Below are 15,333 nucleotides of genomic sequence, written 5' to 3'. Positions count from 1 at the left end.
CCTTTGAGTTCGTGCTTAGCGGAGGGGCTGAAGAACGGGAATTAGCCCTCAAACTGACTCCATCTTTGAAATACCCAGATGTTTTTGAGGGCTCCGTTCTTAAGTCTCGAAGCGGGCTTTCATAACTTCTTCGCCAAACTCAACGTGCGGACGTGTAAATTTTTGATATGAAAATAACATTTTCATATCAATTTGTGACCCGTAGGGTCATGTAAGTTTAGTTCCTTTTTTAAATATGGACGAACAAAAAAAACCGAGGCGACTATACCTCGGCAGTGAGTTGAATGTATTTATGAATCAGCCCTTTCGTTTGGATCAAACCGGATACATGGGGATGGCAGGTAAACAGGAGAATCTGATGATTTCTGGAAACTTCTGCAAGGGTATCGATGGCATAGTGCAACCTCTCCGGATCGAAGTTGACAAAAATATCATCCAGAATTAAAGGAAGAGAGACTTTCCTTGAAAACTCCCCAGCCAAGGAAAAACGCATCGATAAATAAAGCTGCTCAGCAGTTCCCCGACTTAACTGATAAGGTTCCAGTTGTCTTCCATCACCAGTTACCACCAGCAATTTTTTTTCGTCGAGGGGAGAAATCATCTTTTGGTACCGGCCGCCGGTCATGGTGTTGAAGTATTGGGATGCCCCTTTTACCACTGATGGCTGCCGTTCCCTTTCATACACCTCCCGGGCATTCTTCAGGAGATTTTTACACAAGGACAGCACACACCATTCTTTCACTTGTTGTCTTAACAGGGATTTTTTCTCCTCTAATTCCTGTCGTTTCTCAGACAATATATCACTGGACTCCAGGTCAGCTAATTGTTTCTTCACTTGTCCTTTTTTATCCAATAACTGGGAAATGTCTTCTTTTAATTGTAATTCCAGGCCTCTTACCCTTTCTAATTGCTCCGTTAAGGCGGATTCATCTGTAGACAGCCATTCTGATTCCATCTTCTCAAATGCTTCCTTGCTGCCAGCGATGATCACCAATTGGCTTTGTAATTGGATCAACTTATCCTCCAAATCCTTTCTGTCATGATATATCTTATCACGCCTGCGGAATTCCTCTGGGTCATCGGTTCCGCCTGCCGCCAGAATTTCCTCCATTTCCTGATTTGCCTTTTTTCTTTTTCTTTGAAGAATGTCTAATTGCTCAAGGACCGAAGAACTTTCCAGCTGATATCTCTCTTTTAATTCTTTGCATCGAAGATTCTCTTCTACCGCCTTTTTCAATTCGATGATGATTTCGGATAAGTTTTTGTTTTCCTGGGATATGATTCCTGTGTCAGCGATCAGATCCATCACTTTTTGTTCAAATCGATCCGTTTGCTCTTGAATCATCTGTATGTTTTCTTTGCATTCTTCCCTTTCCCTAATCAAGTCCTTGGCCCTTTCCACATAGGGGAACATATCCATCATAGTTTCTATAGAAATATCTTCAGGAAGAGCATTCTTTTCCAACCATTCCCGCCACATCTGTTTCAGACCTTTTAGAATTTCTTCCTTTTCAATACGTTTTAATTTTTCCTTTTCCAGGATTTCATTCAACTTTTTTCGACGGTACTCAATTTGTTTGATTTGATCCTGGATTTGCTCATTCTTCTCATTCTTTTTTCTTTCTTCCCGAATCTCTTCCTCTACCTGATATAAGGTGACTTCCTCCAAATTTCTTAATCCTAACAGATCTGACAACGGTTTTAGCTTCTGGGAAAGATGGAATATCTCTTCATCAAGTCCTTCAATTTGTTGCTCAATCTCCTGTAATTCTTTCATTTTCTGTTCTCTCATCGTTTGAAGATCGCTATTTCCGGAGCCGGAAGATTTCCTACCCAACCATAGAACAATGGAAAGTATGAAAAAGGCGAAAAATGAAATCAACGCACCAAAACTGAATTGATTCAGCCACAAATAAATCGATAAACCGCTACCGATGAAAAAGGTTAGCATGCTGGGCCAAGGTGAAGATTTCCCTGCATTTTTCTTTCCGGCAAATAAAGAGATCTGTTCCTCAATCCCCCTCTTTTTGTCCAACAGAAAGGTTTGGGTTAACTTTTTGTTCTCCAGTTCCCCTTTAAGGGTTCTAACGGATTGCAACGCCTCTTCCTTCTTCTTCAGTTCTTCTTTATTCCACCGATTCAGCCCCATTTGTTCCAGAATCTGCTCCGCCTCTTCCTTCATTCGATTTTCTTCCTCTACGTATCTGTCAATCTCTCTTTTTATCTCTTCTATGGAATGGAAAACATCCGATAGGTTTCCCTGTATCTCTCTGACTCTATTCTTGTTAGATATGGAAGTCTCAAACCCCTTGATCTTCTCTTCCGTCCAAAAGGGGCCCAACAGAGAAATTTTTTCTTCTATCTCTTTATTTAATTGCTCTGTCTTGTGGGAAAGATCATGTATTCTTGACTGTTTTTCCAAGATGGATGAGTAATTGGAAAAAAGAAATTCAAATTCCTCCTTTCTCTCCAGCATCCCTTCGTGAAAAGTAAGGGAGGATATTTTTTCTTCGATCTCTCTTTTCTTGTCTCCCAATGCAGAGATTTCCACATCCAGTTCCTTGATTTGATCCTCCATTTGCTGCAATCGAATGAGGCCATTCTCGGGAAATTGGATAATCTCCGGCATTGCTTTTAGCCTTTCTTTCCCTTCGAAAAGTAAAACCCAAATTTCTCTACCTTGAACCAGCCGCTGAAGCCAATTTCGTCTATCTTGGCAATCGGACAGTTCTTTATTCTTATTGCTCAATTCCTCCTCCAAATCTCTTAGCCGAAGGGTCAATTGATCATATTCACTCGCTTGTTCACTTAGCCGTTCAAGTTCACTCTCCAGGTCTCTCAATTCTCCTAGGGTTTGGTTGATGAGAGGAGTTCTTCCCTTGGGTTTAAATAATTCTCCTAGTTTATCCTCCATTTTCCTTTCTGCCTGCACGACGGAAATCCCGCCGGTCCCCATACCGGCACTATAAATATATCCGCTGATTTCATCCCCCTGCAAAGAATCCAGCTGCTGCAATTCTGTCAATCCAAAGGCAAAAATATTTTTAAATATCCCCTGGGATACCCCCCCAAGAAGCTGTTTCAGCATCTCTTCTCCACCTTGCCGTCCGTGGGAGTCTGAAATGGAAAGCTGATTTCCCTTTCGTTCAATCCGATACTCCACTCCGTACTGGTCCTCAAGGATAAGGCTACCCCCATGAATGGTTCCATGGACGGGATCATACCGTTCTTCCCTGTATCTGCGGGAAGGAATTCCGAACATCATCGCCCGTATAAAGGACATGATCGTTGATTTTCCAGCCTCGTTCGGACCCTCAATCAAGGTTAATCCTTCATGGAGGTCGGTAAACTTTACATCGATCAGCTTTCCAAATCCTTCAATATGAATGTGTTTTATTCTCATTCATCATCACCATTCCATAACCATTCAATGGCCAATTCTTCCGCTTCTTCCAGCCATTCTTTCATCTCATCCATCTCCAATTGGACATATCTTTGAATCTTTCGATTTCCCAAAACAGGATGCAGCATTTCTTCAACCTTACTTTTCAGTTCCTCATCGTTTTGCTTCAAATGGTGAAGGTGACGAAGAAACTCCCCCAAAACATGCTCCTGTTTCATGATCTCCTGCTTATTTACTTCTTGCCCTGTTTTTACGTGGATGGATTCTGCCCAAACAAAGTTGAACCCATCTCCCTGCAAGCGAATTTCCTCCAGTAAATCCTGAACAAAACGGGCATCTTGAAATGATTGATGAAGGCGCCCTTTTCCTTCAATGATCCATCGAACAATGGCTGGCTTTCCTTCCGACTCCATTTGTGTTTCTTCGATGATTCGGCTGAATTGTTGAAGCAGTTCTTCTTCTGTCTGAAGCCCTTGAATAGAAATCCCTTTTACAAACCATCGGATTGAATCCAAGCTTTTGTAGTCTAATTTCACCTTTCCATCAGCGCTCACGTCAACAAGATAGCACCCTCTTGAACCCAATTCCTTCACACTTCTGCCCTGAATATTTCCCGGATAGACAATGGGGGGATCCTGGCGAAGAATTTGACGATGATGGATATGTCCTAAGGCCCAATAGTCCATTTGAGCAGCGACTAAATCGTTTATGGAACAGGGGGCATAATTTCCGTGTTCCGGAGAACTATCCACATTGGCATGAAGCAACCCAATGGCATAGGGAACATCTTCTTCCCGCCTAAAAAGGGCGGCCAAATTCTCTGTAACCTTGGCCCTGGGATAGCTGATCCCATAGATTCTGGCCACTTCCTGCCCACCTTTGCAAAAGGGGACTCCAGATACCTTATCAGAGGGAAATACATGAAGATTTTCCGGATAAGTTAATGTTGCCATTTTTCCATCTTCAGGATCATGATTTCCATGCACCAGAAATACTTGGATTCCGACTTGATTTAACCGTTCCATCCCTTTTTTGAAATATAGCTGGGCCTGAAGACTTCGGTCAGCCCCGTCGTACACATCACCAGCAATTAATAAAAAATCAACGTGTTCATCAACACATAATTGAATCAGTTGATCAAAGGATTGAAAGGTGGATTGACGGATCACCCTTTTGATATGTTCCGGCTGACTGGAGGAAAGTCCCTGAAACGGACTATCCAAGTGGAGGTCTGCCGCATGAACAAACCGAAACCCTTCCATCACTTCACCTTCTTTCACGCATAATGATTTCTCTTACTTAACCAAGGTTTTCCCCTCAGTGTAATTCGTGAAAAAAACCTAATATCCTTTTTTTGCACATTTTCTACAAAGTTACGCCATTTTTTGTTCAAATTTTTTTTAAAAAAATTAATCATTTCTTCATAATTTTCGGATATAACTATGTATAGTACCCTACATGGGTATGGTATATTTTAGTCTATTTATTTATGTTATGGACCTGGCCCCTCGCAATTATCATTATGTTCGGACAGTTTTTAGAAAGGCCACCCAATAAGATAAAAAGCAGTATAGATGGGGGACATTCCTGTCGAGCAGGTTGTCCCCTTTTCCCAAACTGTACGTGATTGATCGTTTCAATTACAATAATTTCACCACTGGATCTGAAAAATACAGTAGTTACCTCAGAAAATGTCAAGTAGGTTATTGGGAAAAATACCCTTTGACCTTCTTCATGACACCTGAAATGCTCATCTGATCTTTTAGCCTTTGGTACATCGCTTTATAAGAAACGGTACCTTCCAATACTTCAAACCCAAAGGTCATTAGCTGAGGAAAACGGGTAATGACTTGATGAGCCATTCGAGTGTTTTGATAAAATAAATGGGCCATTCTCTCAATGATTTTAAGTTCTGCTAAAATCTGGGCATCCACATCCAGCTGATATCGGAGAAAAGCCTCAGCATTGCCATCCAGCGATTCCTTTAATCGTTCATATAGCAATTCCCCGCTCCAAATAGCATAATAAATTCCTTCACCGGCAAAGGCCTCCACCAAACCGGCTGCGTCGCCAATTAAAGCTACCCTGTTCGTCATAATCGGTTGTTGGACCCCACCTGCCGACAAGAATGATCCCTTTGCACTTAAAAACTTGCCGCTTAATTGGCGTCTTGACATAAATTTCATCAACAGTTTCGGCATCTCCTGATGAGCAAAGGTATAGGAACCGATCCCAACTGATAAATGGTTCTTCTTAGGAAAAATCCAGGCATACCCATAAGGGATTATGCCGTAATCAATCACAATGCGGCCCTTATACTTCTCCAGTTCCAAATCATCCACCTGGATTTCATATTCCAAAGCCGATGCCTTTCTCCGCTGTGCCATTAATCCAACTTGTTTGGCAACCAAACTGTTTACTCCGTCTGCCCCTACCACATAACGGGCTTCGTAAACTTGATCTCTGGTTGTAACAATCACTTTATCTTCATGTTCCACTACATCTTTAACAAAAGCCCCTGTCTTCAGATCTGCACCACAGGAAATGGCATAATTCACAAGAAGATAATCCAACTCATCCCTCATTACCGAAAACACAAAGGGATTCCCGTGACGAAACACCCTTTGATTTTCTCCATTCAGCTCCACTTCAAAGGTGTCTACTTCGTCCCGAATTACTGACGAGATATCAATGGGCATTTTATTGAATGCTCTTTTGGTAATACCGCCGCCGCACACTTTATATCGCGGAAGAGAGCATTTCTCCAAAAGTAGAACATCATAGCCTCCTTGTGCCAACTTAGCAGCTAAACAGCTCCCCCCTGGACCAGCTCCCACGATAATCACATCAAATATATGACGATTCACGCCCTTCAACCCCTTTTTGTTTAATACGATACCATCGTATGGTATTTATATCTTATTTTACCTTGTAAATGTAAAAATGTCATTAATAAATAGAAAAAAATCCCCTTTCATACAGAGAAGCATTTGCAAATGGCTGTCTTCTCATACAGAAAGGGGATGAAAGAAAGGGTTTTACATATCCAAATGTACGACGGGCGATGAATTATATGCGTAGATGGTCATTAAGAGGAGTGCCACTGCCAACAACAAAACAATGATGATAAACCAGGCTCGCTTCTTTAATGACATATCCTTGCCACGGTCAATAAAGGGAACAGCAAACATTCCCAATACCAACAAAAGACTCACCCAAGTGGCCCCAGGGATTCCCCACCATTCTTCAACGGTATAAATCCATAGAAACGGCCATAGCGGTTTTGTCACTTCAATGCCAGCCAGAGGTTCAGGACCAACCTTTGGAGAGAAGAAGATGGCCAATAAAATACTTACCCCTAATACAATATATCCATATCCCAATAATGATTTAAAATGGGCAGCAAAGTTATGGCCAGTATTTTTGTATGCTGCCTCTCCTTCATGCTGTTTCCATGGAAGGGGAGAGATTTTTAATTTCTTGATTAACAAAATGTGAATGAACAGCAAAACAAACAGAATTAATGGAAGAATGCTAACGTGAGCAATAAAGAACCGTGTAATGACATCTACGTTTTCTGTGGAAAAGTATCCTGCTAATCCAAATTTACCTGCAATCGCCTGGGCATGCTCCAACGCTTCATTTCCTTCCTGATCCCATTTGGCAATGGTACCGGTAAAGAATAAGCCGATCATGGTCAAAAATAGAAATACTCCTATGAACCAATTTCCTTCCCTCGGACGCTTATATGATCCATAAACAAAAACCCGTAAAAGATGAAGAACAAGGGCAACTAATGCAATTTGTGCAGACCATGAGTGAACCCCCCGAATAACATACCCTAGATACACATTTTCCGTTATATTCCGGATGCTGAAATTAGCTAATTCAGGGGTTGGAGTATACCAGTTAGCCAGCAAAATTCCAGATACCACGGCTATGATCGTGCTGACCGCAGTAATCCCTCCTAATGTATAGGGAAGGGTATTGGCATGGGCAGGCACTTCATAGGCCAGGGAATCCAAACCAAAGCGTTCATTTAAGGTATTGTATATTCTTTTTCCTAACGGTTCTTTTTTATTCGATACATGATGATCAGTTGAATGTTGAACAGGTTGAACTTTTGGCTGAGCCATTTTTCTCACTCCTTTCCTCCAAATTAAGACTTCGTCAATATCAATCCGCCAACAAGGATAAATAACACGGAAGCCGTAATTAATAAGTAGTTTTCAGTAGACCCCTCATACTCTTTTTTATACTCCTGGAGGGGATTTCCAATCGACTCTTCCGTTCCGACGGGGTCCTCACCAATTGCTTCAAATAATGCCTTGGTGGCTTCTTCAAAATTCATCTCATTCGTTAAAGCCATTGCCTCTTCCACTTTGCTGATATCTACCCCTGTAACCTCATCCTTCTTTTCCAATACTTCTTCTAACTTCTGCATAATGACACCCGTATTGGGTTGTCTTTGATCCAGCGCAACGATCGATTGCTTTATGGATAGGACTGCGTCAAAACCCCCTTCTTCCCCTCCGTGGGCAAACACAGGGACAGCGCCTGCCAGGATAACCGTAGTGAGTACTAGTAAAGAGAATAATTTCCTTTTCATCATATTCACCTCCCTAGTGATGCTGCTTTTTCTTTGCGCTTGCCAAATATACCCATATTCCAACAATCAACAATAGAACGATCACAATCGTCCAAATCGTTGCCGCGCCTGTATTACTAGATTCACCAATATTAGTAGCTTCCTGTTCTGACCCTACTTTTTGATTGGACTCATTTTTTTCTGTTTCGATAGTCTCTGTGGTTGCGGACGTACTTTCTGGCTTTTGTTCCTCTGAATTCATGGTTTGTTCTGCTGCTGCTTCAACGGTACCTGCCACTGATCCGTCTCCTTCAATATAGATCAGCATATCCTGGGGTTCTTTTCCTTCCTCTTGAACCGTTTTTAAATAGGATAAGACGACTTGATTGTCCTTAGCAGCAAACATGCTTTCAAAAAGTGCGATTTTCCCCTCTTTGTAGAAGGGAATGGTTTGGTTGTCAAAAGTCAAAGTAAATTGCTCGTTTTCTTCTTTTACATCCGTCACTTTGCCCGTTGGCCCCTCTTTAACACCTAATATATCTAGTATGGACTTCCCACTAGGACCTTTCGTAGATAATGCCATACTAATAATCTTTGCTGCATTTTCCTTTGTAGCTATACCACCAGCATCCACTAAGTCGTGCCATTCACCTTCAAGGTATCCTAATTCTTCTGCCTGTTCGGCAGGTTCAGTGACCTTCTTAACGCCTTGAATTTTTAGCAGCCCGGTTACAACATCCGGTAAAGTTGCTTCTCCCTCAAGATTATCAATAAAACCGTACTCAACAGCTTCTTCTGCATATTCTTTCGGTGTAGGATTTTCGGTATGTCCCTTCACATTAGCTGCCTTTGCCAGCCATGTTGCTAAAGTTAATTTGTCCAATTCAGCAGACGGATCAAAATTTTCCTGGCCCTCAATAAATGGGATGATACCCAATGCCCTTAACTTAACGATATCCGCCTTCGCCGGTGAATCAGCAATATCCTTATAAATTTCCAGTTCATTGCTGATGTGGGCAAAGGCACCTTGAACCAGACCAAAAACTAGACTCAAAAGTAAAAAGATTGAAAAAGTCTTTTTCATTTAAGTTTCCTCCCCCTATATTGAATAAAATTAAAGAACTACCCTCCCCCTCAAAGAATCTCAGGAGACCTATAATACGATACCCCTGTAAGGTAACTTTATCGGTTGATTATGAAAAACTAATTAAATTCCTATCCAGAAATTATGGAGAAAATATGAAATCATTGTTAACTTCTGTAAAGATTATTTATAAAGAATTTGGAATAATAGAAAAGAAATCTGGGAACACTCCTTGTGATGAAAATATACAAGGAGGCATATCGATGAAAAAAATGATTTCTTTGATGATCATTCTGACATTACTCAGTGTTCCAACGTTGGTTTTTGCTGATAATCATCAAAAAAAAATAACTCCCGATCAACAACAGGAGTTAAACGAGCTCCGCAGGCAAATATTTGAGTTAAAAAAGCAAATGATAGAGAAGCACGTCGAATTTGGTATTATTGACAGGAAAGAAGCGGACAATTGGCTAAAAAAGATAGAAAAATCTCATAAACGTTTTAAAGATGTTGGATATATCCCCTGTAAAGAGAGAATGAAAAATAAAGGTCATCCAGAACACGATATAATGACGACACCTTAACTTGATCACTTATAGTATTAAACCCCCAAGCTTGAAAAACGGCTTGAGGGTTTTTTGCTTCATGAAAAGTCTAGATGTAAAGATCTACTACCTTACCATAACTAACTTTTCATCATGTTCTCCATCCAATTGGTCCATGGCATCCGGCAAATCATCAAACCATGCCGCTCCTTCGGGAAGATCATAAATCATAAACTTTCCGTAGTCCTCCGGATTTCTAGCCTGATGATACTTTAAATATATTTTTCCATCCTGGACCGCTAGGATCTCAATTTTTCCTGAACTATGGCTCATAACATATTTTACACGCTTGCCCAGACCAGAAGTCATGGCCTTCGCTTTTTCTATAATATCGTAAGCTTCAGCAAAGGTCAGTACGAAGCTTGCATTTCCTGCGACAGGACGGTTTTGAAAGAAGTAATAAGGGGTTACTCCTGCCCATGACAATTTATTTAATAATTCCGCCAACACCTCCGGTTTCCCGTTGACTCCCTTTAATACCGGGGTTTGGTTTACGACGATAACGCCTGCCTTCTGTAATGCAGCAATGGCCTTATAGGAATGTTCCGTGATTTCCCTGGGATGATTAAAGTGAGCCATCACATGGATTCTGGCATCCGGCCTGGAATACTTGGATAGCACGTTGAGCAGCTCTTCATCTTCATATATCCTCATGGGATTGAAAGCCGGTAGCTTTGAACCCATACGAATAATTTTTACATGGGGAATTTGCCTTAGGGCGTGAAGAATGGATTCTATCTTTTTAGTTGCCAAAATAAGCGAATCCCCGCCAGTCAACAGTACATTATTGATTTCAGGATGGTTGGCGATATATTCGACACCTTCTTTTACATCCATAGAAATTTCTTTCACATCATTACGAAACAATCGTTTTCTGAAACAAAATCGGCAGTATGCTCCGCATACTTCTGATACCAACAAAAGAGCGGTGGTGCTGTACTTGTGTTGGCAGCCTTTCGCTACATAATTGGTGTGTTCATCGGACGCATCCCACTTACCGTACTCCTCTAGCTCTGATTCATTGGGAATAATTAACTTCCGAATGGGATCATCGGGATCTTCCCAATCAATCAGGGATAGATAATAATCATTGATACGAAACACGAACTTATCGGTAATTTTGGCTAATTTCTCCTTTTCGACGTTTGTCAACCGCTCCAACTTACGGATATCGGTGATATAACGCATGAATCCTCCTCCTTATTCTAAAGTTATAAATCATTATATAGATGATCTTGATATATTTATTTTATAAGATGAACAGATATATGTCAAAAATGAAATAAATATATAATTGTAAATTAAAAGAAGGAAAAATTCAACCAAATTTTTTGGTGGAATTTTTCCTTCATCTCATCATTCTGCTATATTTTTTTCAAGGATCAAGGACCTACCATTTTGCCTCAACTGAACGATCCAAAGTGACATCCTTCAATTGGAGGAGCGGTGTTCTCTCCTCTACATCTTGCAGTTCTTCGGAAGTAATCCATATATGAAATGGTTCATAGGCCGGACTCTCCAAGAGCAATAAACCGGCATGATCCCTCTGAAAAATAATAGCCCTTTCCGTCCCATCTGCCAAACGAAAACAAAAAATATATGCATTTTGATCCTTATCAAATAGCCATGCATATTCATAATGACCGGCTCGTTTATTGACAATATCCTTCCACTCAGGAACAGATAGTGCCAGATACGTCTCACCAAGCCATTCATACCAACCCCCATCCTGAGGATGAATTCCTTCGCTTACCGTGGGTTTATAAAAAGACATCTAATTAACCTCCATTCCTCCTCACATCCAGTTCAGTGAAATCTGTCGTTTTCATTTCATTTTACTGGAAAAAGCCCAATTTAAAAAGGGACAATGAGCAAAATAGGCATTTATACATATGTTAAGATTGGGTTTATCAAAAGATGAAAGGAGCTTGGATCAATGTCCCATACAGATGACAGACAAGTCGAATTTGGTTTCCATGTTCATCCCTTTGGTTTCGGTCCCTTTGGTTTCTTTATTCCATTTCTATTCCTTCCATTCTTATTTGGAGAATCGCATCACGTCAAAAAATATGTGGTAAAAGAAGGTGATACTCTCTATAAAATTGCCAAACGCTTTAATATTCCTTTACAAGCTCTAATTACAGCCAATCCACATATTGAGGACCCTGATGAAATTATGCCAGGTCAGACCATCAACATCCCCCGTATGCCAATGATGCCGATGATGTCCATGATGCCCCCCATACAGCCAATGCCGATGATGCCACAGATGCCGATGATGCATCCCATGCCTAATCATCCACATGGTTTGCATTCCATGCAGTCGTATCATTGGATGACTGATGAGTCAAGCGAGTGGGGAGAAACCTCATCATCTTGACCTAATCCACAAAACCTCAAAAACATCTGGGTATTTCAACGTTGGAGTCAGTTTGAGGACTCATTCCAGTTCTTTATACTCACAGTTACGTACGAACTCGAAGGAGTCCTTAGTGGATGCTTTAGTTACTTCCATATGATTTCATCAGGTGTTTAAATGACCGATAGCCATCGAAAAAAATCCCGTATCATCAATAAGTTGGTACGGGATTTTTATCTTTATTCATGCCTTTTCTTTTCCAAATTTACATTCTTCTTTTGAGATTCCTGCCTAGCCCTTGGCTTCCCTTGATACATCATGAGATCGGCCTTCTCAATCACCTTTCTCAGGTTACCAAAATCATCAGAATAAATACCAAATGTCACTTTAAGCGGACTTACACCCGCTTGTAAAAAATTATATCTTTCAATCTGCTGTTTTATCCTCTCTTCAATCCGTTTGGCCTGATCATATCTGGTATTGGGTAAAATCACAAGAAACTCGTCTCCTCCAAAACGAATAAGCAAATCGGTTTCTCGAATTCCATTTTTGATTAATTGAACCGTATGAATCAAACGTTCATCACCAGCAATATGGCCATATTGGTCATTAAACTCTTTAAAATAATCTAAATCTACAAATATTGCACTGCAAGGCCGCCCCTTTTCCTCAAAGGATTCCTGCAGACGAACTAAACAATTGCGATTAAATGCTCCTGTCAACGGGTCTGTAACCGCTGTAAATTCTAGGGAAGTCATCAGTTTTTTATTTTCCCTCAAATATAAAAACTGCCTAAACGCAATGAGCAAGATGAGGAATACTCCTAGGTCAATTAAGTTCTTTTCCCACCCCTCATCACCAGCACGATAACGGCTGACCAAATAGATAAGGGACCAGACAAATATGGCTAAATAGGGATAGGTATTATACACCGTTTCATCCTTATTTTTTATCAAGCCTTCCCAATGGATTCCCTCGTATGATCCACGTCTGTCCGGTCGTTTTAACAGGATGGCAAATACAAGGGAGAGGCGAGAGATGACATTTGCCAAAGTGATAATTAGCTTACCCTGAATCAACGAGTTGGTAGATAAGACGAACATGGAATCTGCAATTAATCCAAAAACAAAGGAAATTCCAATCAATATGGTAGAATAGGAATAGAATTCCTTTTTATCCCCCAACCAAAATAAATAGAAATAAAACATGAGAATTAAATCGAGAATAGGATATGAAAAGTTTAATAAATTACGGGATATCTCATTAGGTGAAAAAAATATGACCGGCCCAATGACAAAGTACCAGACGGAGGAAAAAGCAACGATAAATATAATGGATGCATCTAGTAGCTTATGAAATCGTTTCTCTGCAAAAAACCAATTTTTCCTTCTCTGAAAAACCAGTAAAAAAAGAAATAAATAGAATAAAAGATAAAAAAAATCAGCCGATGAATGATATACGATATGTTCATTCTGATTCTTCAACAGATTAAAAATGGACTCTCCTATCGTAAGAGAAAGAAGGGCGAGGGAACCAAACAGAAAATACCTGTCCCGTTTTTTCCTATACAGGTAAAAAGATGCTCCTGTAGCGAGTAAAATGAATATTAACTGTATAGATAACAGGATCCCCTCCATATCCTTCACCTCCCCCACACCAGAATACCTGATATCATGATGATATCATATAAGAGCATAGCATACTACTGATGGATAATCCCAGTGATATAACCCAGTGTTCATTCTACATAGAGAAAACCCCGGCTTTTTAGCCGAGGGCAGTCTATTCTTTCGGTTGTCAGTTTAAAATATACACATTTCTGTAATCCACACCATGTTTTCTTGCTTTTTCAATCGATTCTACATACAGATCGATCACATTTCCTTTAATAGCTCCACCGGTATCGGCTGCCATAGCAAAACCGTATCCTTCCACGTACAGATATGTGCCTAAGGGAATCACATTTGGATCGACCGCCACTAATCCTTTTCTTACAAAAAGCCCCATCCGGGTAAAAACTCCGGGAACAGTCGGCTCCCCCTTAGAATAAGCGGTGGTTTTCATTCCTTCTATTTTGGAAGTGTAATAGATGGTTATCCCGTCTACCTGAGCCGTCTTTAAATTAGTCCTGGGCAAATATAGCCCCCGATACACAAAAGAAGCGGCTTCTGCCACTGTTGATATCTTTTTGGGGCGGAGCAAACCATCAGGATAAGCCTTTGTTATTCCTTTTTGTAAGGCATAGGCAAACGGCCTTCTTGCCCAATCTTCGAGATCCCACTGGTCGGGAAAGGATTTTAACGCTTCAGTTGCCTCCCCCCAAGGGATAACCTGAGCTTCCCTCATTTTTCCCTGGGCCCTAACCAATAGAGTAACCATTTCCTCCCTCGTCAGCAGATCATTGGGGTAAAAATAGTTGGTTTCCCCTTTTTTTGTGCCGTTCGTCAGTCCTATTTGAAAGGCCATTTCCACATATGGATAAAACCAATCGTCCGGATTCACGTCTTTAAAATGGTTTCCGATGGTAGGAACGGGTGATATTCCTTTTCCCGTTAAAATCATATAAATAAATTGTGCCCGGGTAATCGGTTGATCTGGTGTCAATTGATTTCCATTATCCAACCGAATCATCCCCTGTTGATATAATTGACTAATATCTTCATAGGCCCAGTGATTTTCTGGAACATTGGGTAATAACGCTTGATTATCTGCCAGTGTTTGTTCTGTTGATGTTTGTTGAGATACGGGATTTTCGCTCGGTGTTAACTCCTCTGCAAAAACTATATATGGCAATATGGAAAGGGCTATTAGCAAAATAACCAGTTGCAGACGGAGGAATATCCTTCGTTTCCCTCTCATGTTCAACCCCCTTATGATGCAATGATGTTTGTGGAACATTATCCTATTCGACATAAATAAAAAAAGTCCTGCTAATAATAAAAAAATAAACTTACCGCCACTTATTACTCAGATAGAACTAATAAATTTACAGGTCCACTAGTCAAGTCGGGCAAGAAGTAATCATAGTCCGCTCGAACCAAGAGTATGGAACCCCAAAAACAGATGGATATTAGTAAATTCATTAGTTTGATCGATCAATATATTTTGAGAGATAAGTAGCAGTAAGCTTCTGAACGAGTTCAATTAGTTTTTCTTACTTACAACAACTCAGAGGTCAGCTTCGCCTGGGTGAAAAGAAGCAGATAATCTCTTCCCCCTGCCTTGCTGTCGGTACCAGACATGTTAAATCCGCCAAAGGGATGTACCCCTACAAGGGCTCCGGTACACTTGCGG

12 protein-coding genes are annotated in these 15,333 nt (G+C 40.7%); 2 read left to right on the top strand and 10 right to left on the bottom strand.

The features are described from left to right. Positions 1–262: 262 nt before the first annotated feature. The 6 genes from L1765_RS12210 to L1765_RS12185 all read right to left on the bottom strand — a co-directional run bounded on the left by L1765_RS12210 (position 263) and on the right by L1765_RS12185 (position 9,075). Positions 263–3,403: an AAA family ATPase gene (locus L1765_RS12210; RefSeq protein ID WP_236407766.1), complete on the bottom strand. Its 3,141-nt coding sequence runs from the start codon at positions 3,401–3,403 to the stop codon at positions 263–265. Beyond that, entirely contained in the window at positions 3,400–4,665 is a 1,266-nt protein-coding gene (locus L1765_RS12205; RefSeq protein WP_236407765.1) for a metallophosphoesterase family protein, read from the bottom strand. The genes L1765_RS12210 and L1765_RS12205 overlap by 4 nt, the downstream gene beginning before the upstream one ends. Positions 4,666–5,106: 441 nt before the next feature. Further along, positions 5,107–6,270: an NAD(P)/FAD-dependent oxidoreductase gene (locus tag L1765_RS12200; protein WP_236407764.1), complete on the bottom strand. Its 1,164-nt coding sequence runs from the start codon at positions 6,268–6,270 to the stop codon at positions 5,107–5,109. A gap of 171 nt (positions 6,271–6,441) precedes the next feature. Further along, positions 6,442–7,539 (bottom strand): cytochrome b N-terminal domain-containing protein, encoded by a 1,098-nt coding sequence (locus L1765_RS12195; protein ID WP_236407763.1) that lies wholly within the window; start codon positions 7,537–7,539, stop codon positions 6,442–6,444. Between the two features lie 23 nt (positions 7,540–7,562). Further along, on the bottom strand, positions 7,563–8,012 hold the full coding sequence (locus L1765_RS12190) for a hypothetical protein (RefSeq protein ID WP_236407762.1): 450 nt from the start codon (positions 8,010–8,012) through the stop codon (positions 7,563–7,565). Between the two features lie 13 nt (positions 8,013–8,025). After that, complete coding sequence (locus tag L1765_RS12185) at positions 8,026–9,075, bottom strand: hypothetical protein (protein WP_236407761.1); 1,050 nt, start codon at positions 9,073–9,075, stop codon at positions 8,026–8,028. A gap of 263 nt (positions 9,076–9,338) precedes the next feature. Here L1765_RS12185 and L1765_RS12180 point away from each other — a divergent pair, with 263 nt between their 5' ends. After that, a complete protein-coding gene (locus L1765_RS12180) occupies positions 9,339–9,659 on the top strand; it encodes a DUF2680 domain-containing protein (RefSeq protein WP_236407760.1) in 321 nt (106 codons plus the stop codon). Positions 9,660–9,746: 87 nt separating this feature from the next. On the opposite strand, the gene L1765_RS12175 is transcribed toward L1765_RS12180, so the two are convergent. Continuing rightward, positions 9,747–10,868 carry a KamA family radical SAM protein gene (locus tag L1765_RS12175; protein WP_236407759.1) on the bottom strand — a complete coding sequence of 374 codons (1,122 nt, stop codon included), beginning with the start codon at positions 10,866–10,868 and terminating at the stop codon, positions 9,747–9,749. Positions 10,869–11,070: 202 nt separating this feature from the next. Further along, positions 11,071–11,454 (bottom strand): hypothetical protein, encoded by a 384-nt coding sequence (locus tag L1765_RS12170; RefSeq protein ID WP_236407758.1) that lies wholly within the window; start codon positions 11,452–11,454, stop codon positions 11,071–11,073. 162 nt (positions 11,455–11,616) lie between these two features. Here L1765_RS12170 and L1765_RS12165 point away from each other — a divergent pair, with 162 nt between their 5' ends. Continuing rightward, positions 11,617–12,060 (top strand): LysM peptidoglycan-binding domain-containing protein, encoded by a 444-nt coding sequence (locus L1765_RS12165; RefSeq protein ID WP_236407757.1) that lies wholly within the window; start codon positions 11,617–11,619, stop codon positions 12,058–12,060. A gap of 218 nt (positions 12,061–12,278) precedes the next feature. Here the strand turns inward: L1765_RS12165 and L1765_RS12160 are convergent, their stop codons facing one another. Both L1765_RS12160 and L1765_RS12155 read right to left on the bottom strand, forming a co-directional pair. Next, positions 12,279–13,676: a GGDEF domain-containing protein gene (locus L1765_RS12160; protein WP_236407756.1), complete on the bottom strand. Its 1,398-nt coding sequence runs from the start codon at positions 13,674–13,676 to the stop codon at positions 12,279–12,281. Positions 13,677–13,836: 160 nt separating this feature from the next. Continuing rightward, positions 13,837–14,898 (bottom strand): S-layer homology domain-containing protein, encoded by a 1,062-nt coding sequence (locus tag L1765_RS12155; RefSeq protein ID WP_268928884.1) that lies wholly within the window; start codon positions 14,896–14,898, stop codon positions 13,837–13,839. Positions 14,899–15,333 lie beyond the last annotated feature (435 nt).

Source organism: Microaerobacter geothermalis (assembly GCF_021608135.1).
In the GTDB taxonomy this organism is placed as follows: Bacteria; Bacillota; Bacilli; order DSM-22679; family DSM-22679; genus Microaerobacter; species Microaerobacter geothermalis.
The sequence above is the reverse complement of the archived record's forward strand: the minus strand, read 5'-3'. Positions and strand labels throughout refer to the sequence as shown.

Coding starts and splice junctions, on each gene's coding strand:
- L1765_RS12160 (WP_236407756.1), bottom strand. CDS start 13,676: ATGGAGGGGATCCTGTTATCTATACAGTTAATATTCATTTTACTCGCT.
- L1765_RS12210 (WP_236407766.1), bottom strand. CDS start 3,403: ATGAGAATAAAACACATTCATATTGAAGGATTTGGAAAGCTGATCGAT.
- L1765_RS12205 (WP_236407765.1), bottom strand. CDS start 4,665: ATGGAAGGGTTTCGGTTTGTTCATGCGGCAGACCTCCACTTGGATAGT.
- L1765_RS12185 (WP_236407761.1), bottom strand. CDS start 9,075: ATGAAAAAGACTTTTTCAATCTTTTTACTTTTGAGTCTAGTTTTTGGT.
- L1765_RS12170 (WP_236407758.1), bottom strand. CDS start 11,454: ATGTCTTTTTATAAACCCACGGTAAGCGAAGGAATTCATCCTCAGGAT.
- L1765_RS12195 (WP_236407763.1), bottom strand. CDS start 7,539: ATGGCTCAGCCAAAAGTTCAACCTGTTCAACATTCAACTGATCATCAT.
- L1765_RS12175 (WP_236407759.1), bottom strand. CDS start 10,868: ATGCGTTATATCACCGATATCCGTAAGTTGGAGCGGTTGACAAACGTC.
- L1765_RS12180 (WP_236407760.1), top strand. CDS start 9,339: ATGAAAAAAATGATTTCTTTGATGATCATTCTGACATTACTCAGTGTT.
- L1765_RS12165 (WP_236407757.1), top strand. CDS start 11,617: ATGTCCCATACAGATGACAGACAAGTCGAATTTGGTTTCCATGTTCAT.
- L1765_RS12155 (WP_268928884.1), bottom strand. CDS start 14,898: ATGAGAGGGAAACGAAGGATATTCCTCCGTCTGCAACTGGTTATTTTG.
- L1765_RS12190 (WP_236407762.1), bottom strand. CDS start 8,012: ATGAAAAGGAAATTATTCTCTTTACTAGTACTCACTACGGTTATCCTG.